Origin of the sequence: Kineothrix sp. MSJ-39 (assembly GCF_018917935.1) — a bacterium.
Classification (GTDB): Bacteria; Bacillota; Clostridia; order Lachnospirales; family Lachnospiraceae; genus CAG-194.
In genome coordinates, this window is the sequence record NZ_JAHLPN010000014.1 from 74,458 (window position 1) to 89,535 (window position 15,078).

14 protein-coding genes, 3 tRNA genes and 1 rRNA gene are annotated in these 15,078 nt (G+C 39.5%); 2 read left to right on the plus strand and 16 right to left on the minus strand.

Going from position 1 to position 15,078, the window contains the following annotated elements; all coding sequences use genetic code 11:
• Position 1: 1 nt before the first annotated feature.
• From KQI22_RS09965 to KQI22_RS09990, 6 genes are all read right to left on the minus strand, one after another.
• Positions 2 to 2,998: a leucine-rich repeat protein gene (locus tag KQI22_RS09965; protein WP_216551924.1), complete on the minus strand. Its 2,997-nt coding sequence runs from the start codon at positions 2,996 to 2,998 to the stop codon at positions 2 to 4.
• A 164-nt stretch (positions 2,999 to 3,162) separates the two neighbouring features.
• A complete protein-coding gene (locus KQI22_RS09970; RefSeq protein ID WP_216551925.1) occupies positions 3,163 to 4,179 on the minus strand; it encodes an acyltransferase in 1,017 nt (338 codons plus the stop codon).
• On the minus strand, positions 4,176 to 4,901 hold the full coding sequence (locus KQI22_RS09975; protein WP_216551926.1) for a hypothetical protein: 726 nt from the start codon (positions 4,899 to 4,901) through the stop codon (positions 4,176 to 4,178). Before KQI22_RS09975 ends, KQI22_RS09970 begins: the two co-directional genes overlap by 4 nt.
• 136 nt (positions 4,902 to 5,037) lie before the next feature.
• Positions 5,038 to 6,120, minus strand: coding sequence for a hypothetical protein (locus KQI22_RS09980; protein ID WP_216551927.1), 1,083 nt, complete (start codon positions 6,118 to 6,120; stop codon positions 5,038 to 5,040).
• A gap of 228 nt (positions 6,121 to 6,348) precedes the next feature.
• Entirely contained in the window at positions 6,349 to 6,819 is a 471-nt protein-coding gene (locus KQI22_RS09985; protein ID WP_216551928.1) for a hypothetical protein, read from the minus strand.
• Entirely contained in the window at positions 6,816 to 8,333 is a 1,518-nt protein-coding gene (locus KQI22_RS09990; RefSeq protein WP_216551929.1) for a hypothetical protein, read from the minus strand. The genes KQI22_RS09985 and KQI22_RS09990 overlap by 4 nt, the downstream gene beginning before the upstream one ends.
• Positions 8,334 to 8,539: 206 nt before the next feature.
• Here KQI22_RS09990 and KQI22_RS09995 point away from each other — a divergent pair, with 206 nt between their 5' ends.
• Positions 8,540 to 8,824 carry a helix-turn-helix domain-containing protein gene (locus KQI22_RS09995; protein WP_216551930.1) on the plus strand — a complete coding sequence of 95 codons (285 nt, stop codon included), beginning with the start codon at positions 8,540 to 8,542 and terminating at the stop codon, positions 8,822 to 8,824.
• A 173-nt stretch (positions 8,825 to 8,997) separates the two neighbouring features.
• On the opposite strand, the gene rpsR is transcribed toward KQI22_RS09995, so the two are convergent.
• The 6 genes from rpsR to KQI22_RS10025 form a co-directional block, all read right to left on the minus strand.
• The gene (rpsR, locus tag KQI22_RS10000; protein ID WP_216551931.1) at positions 8,998 to 9,261 is read right to left on the minus strand and encodes a 30S ribosomal protein S18; all 264 of its coding nucleotides are present in this window, start codon (positions 9,259 to 9,261) and stop codon (positions 8,998 to 9,000) included.
• 28 nt (positions 9,262 to 9,289) lie between these two features.
• Positions 9,290 to 9,736 (minus strand): single-stranded DNA-binding protein, encoded by a 447-nt coding sequence (locus KQI22_RS10005; RefSeq protein WP_216551932.1) that lies wholly within the window; start codon positions 9,734 to 9,736, stop codon positions 9,290 to 9,292.
• Between the two features lie 18 nt (positions 9,737 to 9,754).
• Positions 9,755 to 10,045, minus strand: coding sequence for a 30S ribosomal protein S6 (rpsF, locus tag KQI22_RS10010; RefSeq protein WP_216551933.1), 291 nt, complete (start codon positions 10,043 to 10,045; stop codon positions 9,755 to 9,757).
• A 100-nt stretch (positions 10,046 to 10,145) separates the two neighbouring features.
• Positions 10,146 to 10,328 (minus strand): DUF951 domain-containing protein, encoded by a 183-nt coding sequence (locus tag KQI22_RS10015; protein WP_022003795.1) that lies wholly within the window; start codon positions 10,326 to 10,328, stop codon positions 10,146 to 10,148.
• Between the two features lie 57 nt (positions 10,329 to 10,385).
• On the minus strand, positions 10,386 to 11,108 hold the full coding sequence (locus KQI22_RS10020) for an NAD-dependent protein deacylase (RefSeq protein WP_216551934.1): 723 nt from the start codon (positions 11,106 to 11,108) through the stop codon (positions 10,386 to 10,388).
• Positions 11,109 to 13,436 carry a diguanylate cyclase domain-containing protein gene (locus KQI22_RS10025; RefSeq protein ID WP_216551935.1) on the minus strand — a complete coding sequence of 776 codons (2,328 nt, stop codon included), beginning with the start codon at positions 13,434 to 13,436 and terminating at the stop codon, positions 11,109 to 11,111.
• 126 nt (positions 13,437 to 13,562) lie between these two features.
• Here KQI22_RS10025 and KQI22_RS10030 point away from each other — a divergent pair, with 126 nt between their 5' ends.
• Entirely contained in the window at positions 13,563 to 14,219 is a 657-nt protein-coding gene (locus tag KQI22_RS10030; RefSeq protein ID WP_216551936.1) for a Maf family protein, read from the plus strand.
• 60 nt (positions 14,220 to 14,279) lie between these two features.
• Here the strand turns inward: KQI22_RS10030 and KQI22_RS10035 are convergent.
• The 4 genes from KQI22_RS10035 to KQI22_RS10050 all read right to left on the minus strand — a co-directional run.
• A tRNA-Cys gene (locus KQI22_RS10035) sits at positions 14,280 to 14,350 on the minus strand.
• 27 nt (positions 14,351 to 14,377) lie between these two features.
• Positions 14,378 to 14,449: transfer RNA gene (locus KQI22_RS10040), tRNA-Glu, on the minus strand.
• Between the two features lie 52 nt (positions 14,450 to 14,501).
• Positions 14,502 to 14,573, minus strand: a tRNA-Asn gene (locus tag KQI22_RS10045).
• A gap of 286 nt (positions 14,574 to 14,859) precedes the next feature.
• A 23S ribosomal RNA gene (locus KQI22_RS10050) occupies positions 14,860 to 15,078 on the minus strand; the annotation flags it as partial.

The window sequence follows — 15,078 nt, forward strand, 5'->3', positions numbered from 1 at the left end:
TTTAAATTGCTTTTACTTTCAGTTTAATTCCTTTTTTCTTGAAAAGCTGTTTATATTTCTTTACTAATTTTTTAGGTACCTTGATCACACATTTTTTATTGACACCCTTAAAAGCAGACTTATCAATTTTCGGAACCTTGGTGCTCTTAATTGTAACGGTCTTCAGATCCTTACAATTCTTAAACGCATTTTTCTCAATTGATTTTGTCGATTTTCCGATTGCTACGGTCTTCAGCTTCTTGCAGCCTTCAAATGCACTGCTGCCAATTTTTTCGATTGTTGCAGGCATCTTGACTGTCGTAACCTTCTTATTGTTTTTGAAGCTCTTTGGCGCAACACTTGTTACTTCATATTTCACGCCATTGCTTGTTACCGTTGCAGGAATGGTAACTGTCTTTTTCTTCTTTTCCGCCTTTGTCTGTCCTGCATATTCTACAGACGGGCTTTCACTGTTTGCATCTGTTACCTTGTACTTACCGGTTCCTTTTTCTGCCTGTACTACCGTACCCTTCTTCTCAGGCTGGACGACCGGAGCCTGTGATGGCTTTGGAGTCTCTGTCGGCGCCGGAGACGGTTTTACTGCAGCTGCTTTTACAGTAACAGTCATCTTCTGCATCGCATTACCATCTGCCGACTTACAGATTACATCTGCTTTTCCGGCCTTTACTGCTTCCACTGCTCCGTTTGCAGATACCTTCAATACAGAAGAATCGGAAGAAGAAAATTCTACTTTTGCGTTTGTTGCTGTATATTTATTTAATGTATCAATTGCAGCCGTCACCGTTGTCTTTTGTCCAACTGTTAAAGCTGTTGCTCCATTCAGTGTTATTTTCTGGACATATACGGTTTCCGGAACACTCTTTACCAGAATGATTGCATCACTATCGGCAAAAGTATCTGTCATATTTTTCTTTTTGGGTGATTTTGTGGTCAGATTATTATCTGTCAGTGTATAAACATCTGTTATTTTATAAAAACGTTTACCACTGTTTAATGCTGCAATACGGTCTGCTACCTTATCTCCCTCCTGGAATTCAACACACTCCTGGTCATATCTTCCATACCAGTCATCTTCATCCATCCAGCTTACGTTATACCCGGTGTCATTTAACAGCCAGGTATCATTTTTATTTTTAAATCCGGTTGCATCTATATGATAAATGTGCGCCGAATCGGAGTAGACTTCTCCGCGTAAAGGATTCCACTCATCATCCCACTCTGCCGACACACTGATCGTACCGCCCGATGCAATAAATGCCATATATCGGTCATAATCCCAAACAGGGCTCTCCTTGTATTTCTCCATTGAAATCGTATAGTTCTGATCCTGCAAAACATCAAAACTTATATCTTCTCCCTGATACCTATAATAATATGCGATATATTCATACTGTCCGTTCTCTAATTCTACTTCATCATAATTGTCCTGCGCCAGAGCATACAATTCAGAATTCCATGGTTTCTTTGTCCGGATTCTGCAAAGATATCTGCCTTCTTCCGGAGCAGTAAAGGAATAGGACTGCGCATTGCCTGTCACTTCCTGCGTATGCTGGATTCCCAATGAAAGAGTGACGTTATCACAGGAGACTTTCCGGATCTCCAAGGTTACATCTGAACACTCCTCAGATAAATTGGCAATCGCTTCTATATAAGGACTTTTTTTCTGAAGTGCTTTCCCCTGTACACGGACATAAGTTCCTTTATCTGTAACTGTTAATTTTTTTGTATACTTATTATTTTGGTACCAGACAAGTCTGATATTTTCCCCATCTTTTACCTTAAGGTAGTAGATACCTTTCTCTGCAAACGGGTTGTCATAGATACAGTTTTGGGAAATGCTCAGTTTATTTTCCCCTTCCTGCAGCTGATCTCCTTTTGCTGTAGGCTGTAACGTGATTTCTACTTTTCTGTCCTCACATGCATAGAAAGAGAAGAAATAATTCGTTCCTGCAGTCATATATATGGTAGAAACACCGTATTCGCCATTTGTCCATCTCCTAACGGACATCCCGTATAATGTCTGATCTTCTTCTCGATAGTTTTCTACTTCTATTACATCATCATCAGGCATATACATACTATAATAGCCGGTCTGATCCGGGGTATATTTCACCCATGTTTTTTCGCTGGTCAGCTGCAGCGTCATCTTATTCTCTGACGCTTTTACCTCATTTTTGATAAACTGCAGGTCATTCCCCGGATTATAGATGACATATTCACTTTCGCCGGCATCAAGCGTAATCCAAGATGACATTTGCTGCAATGTATTTCCTGCTTTTGCTATATAAACATCTGCGTTATCTGCAATCTCAAATAATGTCTTTTCTTTAAAATTTGTTTTTAAATGTACAAATTTTTGTTCCGCAGAGATGGAAAATGATGCTGCATCCGCATCCTCTACAGAAACATCTTCCGCACGGGATAACGTAACTGTCAGCTCTTCTGTATTATAATTACTTAATTGTATTAAATACTCTTTATCCTTCTCAAAATAATGCGCATAATTAGAAAAGCCTTCGTCATCTTCATCTGTCACACAATAAAAAGACTCTATAGACCCTCCGTCTGTCATCGTTCCGGTATTTTTATCGCAAATACTGTAGTTGCAGTTTGTCCAATTCGGCCACGCAGACTCTACCTGCAGCATGTAATAACCGCTTTCCACCGGTGCGAAAGACAATGTAACCATATTTGTATCTTCAATATCTAAGGTTGCTTTCTCCCCTTCTTTGATCTCAACATCACTATCGGCTGCTACATCATCAGCAGAAACAGTATCCCGGTCAATAGAGATACTTTCCTCTGCTTTCTCCTCAGTTTCCGGGATCTCCTGCCCGAACGTCAGATACTTGGACGGAACTTTCGTCTGCCCCTCAGTTTCAATTTCTTCGTCCCAGACATTGGTCCCCTTTTGCGGCATTGCATATGTTACTGACGGTACGGATATCGATGTAACAAGCATTGCCAGCGTTAAAACAAGTGCAATTCTCCTTTTCATACGTTTTCCTTCCTCTCTTTTTTCTATAAAAAATAGAGAATGCAACAAATGTCACTTTCTCTATCGTTTATCATTTAACTCATATTCTTTTCCATGCCGGTTTCTTTTTTCATTTCCTTACCCCTCCCCTATATTTTTAATAATACTGCCTCTAAAGGGATAAGTCAATTCGATTTTAATCTGCCCCATATTCTTTTTTTACCAGCTATTTTATATATCATCCTCGTTATTCTTTCATAAAAATAAGCAAGCACAAATGAAACAGCAATAATTTCCAACGAGCCGGCTGCCAATCTGATATATGGATTTTTACTTATTATATAGGAGTGTGACGCCGCATATGGTTCCTGAACCAGACCATGCACCAGATATACATAGTAAGTCAGATCAGCAAGACGTTTTACAATTTTCTGTATATTCTTATCTTGTATTATCCGTGAATTACTCCAGCATACCAGTACATAAACAGCAACACACATACAGATTCTTGTAATACATAGTCCATACAGGCTTGTATTTACACCGGGCAGATATAATGTTTCATAAGTTGAAACACAGGCTGCTGCAATGCCTGCACCTGCGAAATACCATTTATATCTTTTTAAACTTACAATATTATCAATCAGATAACCGATCAAAAAGAAGGACAATGTATCAAAAAAGGGATTCGCCGCAGTATAAAATACATTTCCAAAATACTCATTTACCGTGTTCATTACAATATATACAACAATACTCAGCAAAAATAATAACTTATATTTTTCTTTCATATCATAAAACATATAATAAAAAAACGGAGCTGCAAGATAAAATCCTATTACCGCGTATACAAACCAGTCGTATACCTCTCCATGTCTCAATCTGGAAATATATTCTGTTATTGTGTATCCCTGCATCATGTTGATCATGCAATTTATGACCAGATATGGCACAACAATTTTTACAAAGCGTTTGCAATAATATGCCGAAACATTTCCGTCGAAGTACTCCAGTGCAAACTTGCCGCTCAGCATAAAAAACAATCCGTTATTTACCATGGTCAGATTATCAACAACAGCCATTCCCTGCTGACACGAAGCATCCAATACAACAGCATCAAAATGATGAATGATCACAAGAATACAGGCCAGTATACGAAGCAGTCCATAGGAAGTCTGATACCCTTTTCTTTCCACTATCATATAAATACCTCCACCAATGCTACTATTCCTGCCAAAACCGGTAATATTGTAATCTCCTTTTCCGGTCTCCTTTTTCCGCATAAAAGACAAAAGATCCCCAACATTGTGATGCATTTAAATATAAAATAAAAATCTTCCATCTGTGAAGCATCCGGATAGCAGAAATACTCCAGTTCCAGGATAACAATGGAAAGAATCCAGCAAATGATTCCTGCCGTTTTCTCTTTCCTTGTCCATGCAATATGCAGCAGTAACCACCCTGCCAATATATATCCCCAGATATTCAAAAATGGATAACAGGCTATTTTTATCGTGATATTTCCGAATATTTCAATTGTGAAGAATGTAAAATATCCCAATATAACAAACAGGAGACTACGTTTCATTTTTTCATTCAGATGCACAAGCATACAAGACAGAAACGGGACAAATAGTGCAAATATCAACAGTTCATACCACCTGCTGGCACTATCCGATAAAGGGCCTGCCAGAACAGTTCGTACATACCGATAACAATACCGGATCGAAATATGCACACCATTTTGAAGCACATAGCAGATTCCCTGAGAAAGCAGGCAGGTAAAGAAACAGAGCAGCAGTTCCTTTTCGTACTGCCTTTTTCCCTGACTGAATATTTCTAAAAGGCGATATCCGTAAAATACAAGAACCAGACTTGTTATCCCCTTTAGTACAATAAAGAGTCCTGACAGGGAATGAAACATGGTTTCATCTCCTTTAAAGGAAATCAGAAATATGCAATATATGATTGCTAACAATATTTGTGCCACCGGAATTCCATGTAATATAACCGCTTTTTTTCTCAAGATATTTTTCCTCTTCCAGTCATTTTGCCGCTATCTACTGATTGAAACAAGATGCCAGACAAATGACCGAAAACATTGCTGCCAATTTGACAGATCCGCTTACCAGGCTCCGCTTTGAAGGATCCAGTTCCCGAACCAAAAGATAACTTTCCAAAATCAGAACAATCCACAATGGATAAAAGGTTCGATTGCCCGATGCATATACAGTAGGAGAAAAACCCATTACAAACCGGGAAGCCAGCCCCAAAAGCAATAACAGGACTCCCCAGATTCTTTCTTTTTCCGTAAGCGCCAAAAAAAGATCGATCAAACCGGTAGTAAGGATAAACGCAAAAAATAACAGCGGAATCCATCTGTTTCTTAAATCATAATTACATAGATTGATAACACCATACTCCTGCACGGCCGTGGTTATATTGGTTATTTGCGGAAACAGAATCTCTGATATCGGATACAACGGGCCAAGCAATACCGAACAGCCAAACGGGATACATCCCAACAAACGTTTTTCCCCGGAATTCCGGTTCCATAAGACAAGACACAGTATTCCGGAAAATAAGAGCCATATAACATCTCCCTGAAAAAGCAGATGTGCCATTGTTGTCGATACGCCGATATCTATTTTCTGCAACGGCGTAAGCATAGAAAACTCCGGAAAATATTTGGTAATCGATACTGTGACTCGATTTGTGCCACCGGGTCCGAATTTCATATATAAAAGTTCTGTTACGGAAATCAGTATTAAGAAATAAGGATACCAGCCTCTTTTTCCCTCTCTCCATTTTTTTATTCCTATCAGACATAAAAGCCCGGTAACTACAATAGCCATCTGCTCCATATTACAGGAAAAAAGAAGACAGAGCAGTCCAAATATTTTCCAGCCCCAACCCTTTTTCTCATATAAAACGATGTAAATCAGCCAGACAGCGAATGTTGCAGGCCAGACATAATAAATACAAGTAACGGAAAATCCCGCATCAAGGAATGTATCATACGGTATCATAAATAACATAGCTGCAAATAAAGCCGTCCCCTCTTTACCCAGACAGAGTATTTTCTGAACCCCTGCCAGCAATCCCATCAGGAAAACAATATTTATGATCTTAAAAAGAACCATAGGAAAATGCAAAATTATAACAGCAGTCATGTCTATTAAAACCCGATTGCTCCATAATCTGAAAAAATAATCGAAAGTCTGTACCAACGTGTTTTCATTTAACATAGTGATATAAAAGTCTTCATCTCCCGTTAAAGACTGCACACACATTTCGACCAACAGCCAAATACAACCAACCAGCAGAATAATCTTCCTTTCTTTCACCCAATCTTTCACTTTAGTTGTCATCTAAGAATCCTTTCCTACATATATCTCCATATGCGTCAGAACACCCTCTGTGTTGACGCCGCGATCCAGATAACACAACTGATATTTTTTATGCTCCAGATCTACTTGTCTTTTATTTATCCTGCCAAAAAAACCGAAATGAGAAATGGGTGAATATTTTTCTTTCTTATCCTCTCTTTCACTTAGTTGTGTCGGTATTTCATAAACTATACCCGTTTCCAAGTCAAGCAAGGCAAGTGAACTGTTGATTGGCCTTTCCACATCTCCATACCAATAAAAATAACCGGAGAGAAATAAAGCTTTTTCTGTTTCCCTCGTCTCTTCTATTTCATAACATGCATTTTCATTTACCAGATAATCTGTAATATCAATTGAGTGAACAGTGTTATATTCTCTCGTACGAAGTACTACATACATTACGAATATAGCTAATACTGTCATGTATATTAAAATAGTTTTCTTTTCCTTCATCTGATTGCTCCCCAAACTGCTTTTACCTTTCTTTTCAAACTTACAGTCTTATTCTCTATTACCTGCACACCATAGCAGAACATCATACTATAAATTGGTAAAAACGGAATCAAATATCTGGATCTTGCTTCAAATAAAATATTAAATAAAACAATTCCCCATATTGTTAATGCTATCATCATCTGCTCTGGTGTATGATTTCGATCAATTGACAAAATTCCACTTCCCGCAACCAGTAAAAGGATGAACCAAATTCCCTGTACACCATATTTATAAACGTCATAATTTGTTCCATTAATATAATAAATATTTCGCATAACGGAATGCCTGGATAAATCAAAATTCAGGAAATTCATTCCACCTTCCCCACCCCAGAAAAAATTTCCCTCACTGTGAATCATGCAACTTTTATTCCATACGTGATGTAAATATCCATTTACCCCTTTTTGTTTTAGTCTGGTCTTTAGTACATCCAGATTTTTCCTCTGTCGACTTGATACATCTTTTTCACTTTGAGAAACTTCATAATCCTCCTGCGTATAAACTCCTCTGTTATCATTTGCTCCCATCATGAGATAATGGGTATATGTCATTCTTCTACTCTGATCCAATTCATACCATGGTTGTATATTTATAATTCCGTTCCAAATGATCTGTAACAGTAGACAAACAGCCAAAAACAGAAATAGTTGCGTTCCATACTTACTGTCTTTTTTTCTTCCACTTTTAATTCCCAGATAAAACCATCCTGAAATACTCACAATAAGAACTGTGGGCTTTATCCACATACCCATCATAGTAACTATTGCAAGGATCCAGATCATTTTGTTGTTTACTTCCTCATTTTTTACTTTTTTTATACCCAGCTTCAGATATTGATAACATAAAAATATAGTAAATGGCATACTGATAACATCACTGTACGGAATCACAAGCCAAGGGGAAAATACAAAAACAAGTATAAAAAAGAGTAATCCCATACCGGTCTCATTTTTATAAAACAGCAATCTCAGTGCACAATATAAATAATACATTGCAATCTGAATACAAATGAGATTCACTCCCGCAGCTACATGGTATGCTCCGATAATTGATTGCACTTGTAACAGCCGAAATAACGCACGATAAAAAAGCACCAGAAATAAATTATTCGGATATACCGATAGATAATGATTACTCTCCTCTATCAGATCTGATCTAAATGCAGCATTTATAACTGCACCACAATCCCATCCTACCTCAGAAACCAACTGTGAAATCATAAAAAGCTGAATACATCCAACTACTACTGCCACAATCCCATAAGAAATTTTCCAATTCTTTCGGTACCATATGGTCGTCAACGCTAATAAAATGCAAAAAATCAATCCTGCCCCAACAATACTTTTTAATTGTTCTTTCTCTGCATATTGCAACCAGCTTTTGTTACAGATTGTATTGTTCACTGTACACATCATCAAAAAAAGAGAAAGAGATAAATAGACCAAACTGCATAGATTTCTCTTCTTTTTCATCGTGTATGCCTCCTTTATAATCATTTATAAGTCATAAATAAGCGTTTATAAGACTTTAGGGTATACAAACCCGATCGTATGAAATTCAATGCAACACATTCCCATTATAGCTTCTTATACTTCTGTATATAATCATATATAGGACGCGTATAATCATTTATAAGACCATTATACATTACACTATAAATAAAAAAGGTAGGTATACTATGGTTGAAATTGGATCGAAACTAAAAGAATTAAGATTAAACAAAAATTTATCTCAGAGACAGGTTGCTGAACTGGTGGGTATATCCAAAGCAATGATTAGTTCCTACGAATTAAATGCAAGAGAACCTTCTCTTACCACATTAATGCGCCTCTCTGCCCTGTATCATGTTTCTGTAGACTCCCTTTTAGGATTAGAAAAGGATGATGTCATCAGTACAAAAGGACTTAATTCCAAGCAAATCGCTGTGGTTCAATCTATGATTGATGTACTGAGAGATAAGTAAATAGTGTATAATGTCTTTTTTTATTATAAATAGTTCACGGAAGTATGTCAACGCTTTTAAGTCATGTGTAATCTATTATAATACTCTGATTTTTGTTTATGAGGTGACAGCCTTATTTTGACAACAAAAAAATCCCAACCACTTTACAAGTGGTTGGGATTCTCAGTTTCTGATTAGTCACATGTATATGGCATCAGTGCAACGTGACGTGCTCTCTTCACTGCAACAGTAAGAGCTCTCTGATGCTTTGCACAGTTTCCTGTGATACGGCGAGGAAGGATCTTTCCTCTTTCAGATACATATCTTTTTAATTTATTGACATCTTTGTAATCGATTGTGTTATCTTTTCCACAAAATACGCAAACTTTTTTTCTTCTGCGCATGCCGCCTCTTCTCTTCATTGGAGAATCAGCTTTGTCTGCCTTATTATAAGCCATGATATTACCTCCATTTGTCTGTTACATTCTAACTAAATGGCAGTTCTTCAATTCCGTCCGGGATATTCATGAAACCGTCATCGGCAGGCATTGGAGCAGGTGCAGCACTCTGTCCGGCATTGGCATATCCGCCATCACCCTGCTGTGCATTTTTGCTCTCTGCAAATTCCTGATTTTCTACAACAACATCTGTTGTATAAACCTTGACGCCATCCTTATTGGTATAGCTACCTGTCTGGATTCTGCCTTCTGCTACGATCTTGGTTCCTTTGTGGAGATATTTCTCTGCAAATTCGCCATTTCTGCCAAAGGCAACGCAGTTAATAAAATCTGCTGTCTGTCCATCCTGACTGTTACGATTAAATCTACGATCCACTGCGAGAGAATATCTGGCAATCGCCATTGGTTGATCTCCCTGTGTATATCTGACTTCCGGATCTCTTGTTAAACGCCCCATTAGAATAACTTTATTCATATTTTTCCTACTTTCTTTTTATGCCTCGTCCTGTCTTACGCACAAAAATCTAACGATGTTTTCCATAATACGAATGTTATCTTCGATTTCTGCTGGAGCAGTTGGCTCTGCGTCGAACTGGATGAAATAGTAGAAAGCTTCTTTCATATGCTGAACTTCGTAAGCAAGTCTTCTCTTACCCCATTCATCAATGTTAGTAATCTGTCCACCGAATCTTTCGACATAAGCTTTTACTTTATCAATAGTAGCAGCTCTTTCATCGTCTTCGATTTTCGCACTCACAGCAACGGCTAATTCATATTTGTTCATGCTTGTTTACCTCCTTTTGGTCTCTGGCCTCTGCCCGAAGCAGAAGCAAGGAATTATTTTATATCACAGAACCCTATGATACCATAAGGAGGCAGGCTTTTCAAGCCTTTTTTTGCAGGTCTTTCGTGTTTTTTTCGACCAGTTTACGTGCTATCATGATCTGATGTCCGCATCCCTGACACTTCAACCGGAAATCCGCACCTACCCTCAGGATTTCCCATTGTCTGGAACCACAGGGGTGCTGTTTTTTCAATGTAACAATATCGCCTACCTGATATTCCATGTTTTACTCCATTCCGATTTTTATTTTAGTGCTTTTCTACATTGCTTTCTAAACGGATTACCTCACCCGGATCTTCGATAATACCTCTCCGATGCTGTCTGTAATGATCAGATCTGCCATCGAATCGCGCGCGGTTTCGCTTTTATTGATCAAAACCAGCTTATTTCCGTTATAATAATCGATCAGTCCTGCGGCAGGATAGACTACAAGTGAAGTTCCTCCGATGATGAGCATATCCGCTTCCCGGATCGCCTGCACTGATTTTTCGATTGTTTCCTGATCCAGCCCTTCTTCATATAACACTACGTCCGGCTTGATCACACCACCACATTCACACTTCGGAACACCCGTGCTGTTTAAAATATACTCCGCGGTATAGAATTTTCCGCATTTCCGGCAATAGTTCCGTAAGACACTGCCATGCAGCTCATATACCTTCTGGCTGCCCGCAGCCTGATGCAGACCATCAATATTCTGCGTAATGACTGCTGTCAGCTTTCCCGCTTTTTCCAGCTCTGCCAGCTTTTTATGGGCAGCATTCGGCTTTGCGGAAAGGCAGAGCATTTTATCCCGGTAAAATTTGTAAAACTCTTCCGGTTTTCGCAGGAAAAATGTGTGACTGAGTATCGTTTCCGGCGGGTAATCATATTTCTGATGATAAAGCCCGTCCACACTTCTGAAATCAGGAATCCCGCTTTCTGTTGAAACACCTGCTCCACCAAAAAACACAATTCTTTTACTTTCATCGATCATCTGCTGCAATACTTCTATTTTGTCCACTTAAATCGCCTCTGTTTCCTTTTTCAAAATATTGCTTCGTTTATGTCGTTTTTCAATATAAAGATCAACATCTGCCTTATCCATCAGATCCTGCAGATCAACCTGATCGGAGCACTTAAACACACATGCACCGACACTCATGCTGATATAGTATGGCTTTCCGTTCTTTTCATTCTTTTGTTTTGTGATCTCCACAATACGGGCACGGATCTTCTTCGCCGCATCCTTATCATCCGTAAAGGTAAATGCTGTGAATTCATCTCCGCCGAATCTGCCTACGATTCCGCTGTCTCCGAATGTCTCTTTCAGAATATCTGCCAGTGTCTTCAAAGAGAAATCCCCTTCTTCATGTCCGAACTGGTCATTGATCACCTTCAGATTATTCATATCAGCATAAATGATAATTGCCTGTTTATCCAGATTTGACGGATGCATTACCTGATGCTGCACCGTTGTCAGGAATCCTCTTCTGTTGTAAATCTGTGTCAGCTCATCTGATTTTGACATTTCATCCAAAATCGCATTGCTTTCCTTGATCTGCACAAGGCTTTCCTCAAGCTGCGCCGTAATATCTTCTTTATTCTTCAGAAGCTCCAATGTCTTCACAGCAGAGCTGATCTGATAACTGATCGGCGTTGTATAATGCATATAGGCTTCTTCGATCTCACTGATCAGCAGGCCATACTGCTCTAATGTCGAGAACAGCAATGTCACGATAACCGTAGAACGGTGTTCCTGTCCTTCAAAGAAATGCGTGATCAGATTTTTCATCGGAAATTTCTGCTTGCCCGCTTCCTGACAGACAGCCTCTCCATCATGCATATACGCTTTTAATAATATATTTTCCGGCATTTTGAAGTTTTCATTCTGCCGGTACACAACTTCATTTTCAAACAGACACAAGTATGCTGTTTTGAAATACAGATGATCCAGCTTATCCATAATCGTAAAATATGCTCTGTCGTCACCAATCTCATAGTCGAGCATATCTCTTGTAAATGTGGTAGAAATATAATTCAAAAGAAGTACATCGCTCTTATCCGCATCCGCTTTCTTCTGGATATATTCCGTTGTATCCTGATAAACGCCAAAATATGTTTCACACAAACGGCGTATGATATCCGGATCTGTAATTACAAGCTTCATGCAGTCGTAAATATAATCAAGCACATGGAACATCTTGGATACAGAGGTATATGGCTGCAATTCCATTCTGCACAGCCTGCGCATCTTTCTTGCCAGTTCATCCAGATCTTCCTCGGATGCCCCATTATCAGAAATATGATCCTGAATAAAGGAAATGTATTCGCGTAATTTTGTTTTAATGTGCTGCACACCTGTTGTCTGGTCTTTTTTCTCAAACAGATATCTGTGCAGATTATCCAACAATTCCTGCGTCTCCATCGGATTAAAGATATTTTTCTCATCCGCTGAAAAGCCTGTAAAATCTTTACGTCTGCATCCACAGGACTCTCTGTAGATCGGGGAAGATTCTACGGTCACATCATGTACTTTACCGGACAGGATATCCTGATAATGCATAACCGCCTGATAGCCAAGCTGCATCGGATCTGCATTTACGGTTGAAAGATTTGGTTCCAGTGTCAGTGCACAGGCAGAATTGTCAAATCCCATGACGGAGATATCGCGTCCGACACGAAGTCCCATCTCCTGAAATACTTTATATCCGCCGATTGCCATCATGTCGTTTGCAAACACAACTGCATCCAGATCCGGATTCCGGCGCATCAGGTCTCTGACGATTTCCTGACTGTATTCTGTAAAATTGCCATATACTACGCGGTCTTCCTGATAAGTGATCCCATGATCCTTCAGGCATTTACGATATGTATCCAGACGCTGCATCGCATCATCGCTCGTCATTGCACCGCTGACAAATCCGATCCTTCTGCATTTATGCACTTCGATCAGATGGGAAATGCCTTTGTAAAATCCGGAGCTGTTATCAAAACATACACTCGGATACCCCTCTATTTTGGCTGAAATGGTAATGATATTATTCCCTTTAAACTGTCTGAGAAATTCTGTTTTTGTTTTAAGATCCACATTTCCGGCGATCGTGCCCATGGAAATCAATATTGCATCATATTCGGAAGCTGTTGCGTAGGAAAAGAGACTGTTGAAATGGTAATCATATTTCGTACGATACAGATCAAAATTATGGGCTTCCAGATATCGCCCCGGAAATATAAATAAATTCGCATCTAATTCCTTGGCAGCTGAAACTGCGCCTTCACACAGGGAACGCGTATACCCATCCTCAAATTCGCTGACAAGCAATGCAATATTTAACCTCTTTTTATCCATTCTGCCACCTCTTACTTCCCACACGAGTTTACATGTAGTATAATTATAATACAATGCATGACTTTCTTCAACAAATTCTATGCACTTTGAATGATAAATTGTATACAAATTGCAGAAAGGAGACCTATGTCTACCAATCGTCAGATTATTCTTGCCTCTGCTTCTCCCCGCAGAAAAGAGCTACTAAAAAACATATTCCCGACTTTTCAGATTATACCTTCCTCCAAAGAGGAAGAAACCATATTTCATACCCCTGAAGCATTCGTCATGGATCTTTCCCATACCAAGGCAGAAGATATCATGCAGCAGCTGATCTTGCACGATTCCAATACTTCTTTGACCGATTCGGCTCCTGATGCATTGGCATCTCCCTGTCTTGTAATCGGCGCAGATACGATCGTCTGCTACCGAAATCAGTTATTGGGGAAACCTGCGGACATGGATGCTGCAAGAGCCACATTATCGGAGCTTTCCGGGCATACGCATCAGGTCTATACAGGTGTTACGCTCTTTTGGAATACAGATGCACAGATCATGCAGCATTCTTTCGTTTCCTGTACCAATGTTACCTTTGACCGGATTTCCCCTACGGAACTGACAGACTATCTCACCGCAAGGGATTCTTCTGGAAAATATCCATGGGCAGATAAAGCCGGTGGTTATGGTATTCAGGAGGCTTTTGGTGCGAAATTTATTCAGAAGATTGAGGGAGATTATTTTAATGTCGTAGGGCTTCCGGTACATGAACTGTATGTAGCATTAAAGAAATTTGACTTGATCTGATTTAACTGCATTTCTTCTATATAAATAGCAAAATAAAAACAGCCCGTAGGCTGTTAAAAGAGGCGCCAACCAGATTCGAACTGGTGATAGAGGTGTTGCAGACCTTTGCCTTACCACTTGGCTATGGCGCCATATTTATTTTCTTATAAATAAAAAAATGACTCCGACGGGAATCGAACCCGTGTTACCGCCGTGAAAGGGCGATGTCTTAACCGCTTGACCACGGAGCCTTATTCTTTTGAGCTTTGGAACTGCCGCTCCGCTTTTCTTCTTTTGCTCTAGCTCCCCGAGCAGGGCTCGAACCTGCAACAACTCGGTTAACAGCCGAGTGCTCTACCATTGAGCTATCGAGGATTATTGTATAGGTTCTTTGTTCTGTAACAAAACTTCGTTTTGTTACTTGGCGGCAAGATCACTTCCCACTTCGTGGGCCCCTTCTTGTCGCAGGTCATACCTTCAAAACCGAATACTGAAATCTTTCTTTACATCGTATGCAAACTCGTTTGACTAATTCTTGATCGTTCATTTCTTACTGGATCGTTTCTTCTTTGTTTTTGACTAAATTTTCATTCTGTAACAGGCTTCGCCTGTTACTTGGCGGTAAGGGATCCTCCCACTTCGTGGGTCCTTCCTTACCGCAATGGATAAGCCCTCGACCTATTAGTACTTATCAGCTGAACACATTACTGTGCTTACACCTTAAGCCTATCTACCTCATACTCTCTAAGGGGTCTTACTTATTGGGATATCTCATCTTGAGGGGGGCTTCACGCTTAGATGCCTTCAGCGTTTATCCCTGCCAGACTTGGCTACTCTGCCATGGTGTTGGTCACCAACAGATACACCAGCGGTCTGTCCA

Bases quoted from the DNA above. Each gene is read 5' to 3' on its own strand.
- KQI22_RS09965 (WP_216551924.1), bottom strand. From the start codon at position 2,998: ATGAAAAGGAGAATTGCACTTGTTTTAACGCTGGCAATGCTTGTTACA.
- KQI22_RS09970 (WP_216551925.1), bottom strand. From the start codon at position 4,179: ATGATAGTGGAAAGAAAAGGGTATCAGACTTCCTATGGACTGCTTCGT.
- KQI22_RS09975 (WP_216551926.1), bottom strand. From the start codon at position 4,901: ATGTTTCATTCCCTGTCAGGACTCTTTATTGTACTAAAGGGGATAACA.
- KQI22_RS09980 (WP_216551927.1), bottom strand. From the start codon at position 6,120: ATGGTTCTTTTTAAGATCATAAATATTGTTTTCCTGATGGGATTGCTG.
- KQI22_RS09985 (WP_216551928.1), bottom strand. From the start codon at position 6,819: ATGAAGGAAAAGAAAACTATTTTAATATACATGACAGTATTAGCTATA.
- KQI22_RS09990 (WP_216551929.1), bottom strand. From the start codon at position 8,333: ATGAAAAAGAAGAGAAATCTATGCAGTTTGGTCTATTTATCTCTTTCT.
- KQI22_RS09995 (WP_216551930.1), top strand. From the start codon at position 8,540: ATGGTTGAAATTGGATCGAAACTAAAAGAATTAAGATTAAACAAAAAT.
- rpsR (WP_216551931.1), bottom strand. From the start codon at position 9,261: ATGGCTTATAATAAGGCAGACAAAGCTGATTCTCCAATGAAGAGAAGA.
- KQI22_RS10005 (WP_216551932.1), bottom strand. From the start codon at position 9,736: ATGAATAAAGTTATTCTAATGGGGCGTTTAACAAGAGATCCGGAAGTC.
- rpsF (WP_216551933.1), bottom strand. From the start codon at position 10,045: ATGAACAAATATGAATTAGCCGTTGCTGTGAGTGCGAAAATCGAAGAC.
- KQI22_RS10015 (WP_022003795.1), bottom strand. From the start codon at position 10,328: ATGGAATATCAGGTAGGCGATATTGTTACATTGAAAAAACAGCACCCC.
- KQI22_RS10025 (WP_216551935.1), bottom strand. From the start codon at position 13,436: ATGGATAAAAAGAGGTTAAATATTGCATTGCTTGTCAGCGAATTTGAG.
- KQI22_RS10030 (WP_216551936.1), top strand. From the start codon at position 13,563: ATGTCTACCAATCGTCAGATTATTCTTGCCTCTGCTTCTCCCCGCAGA.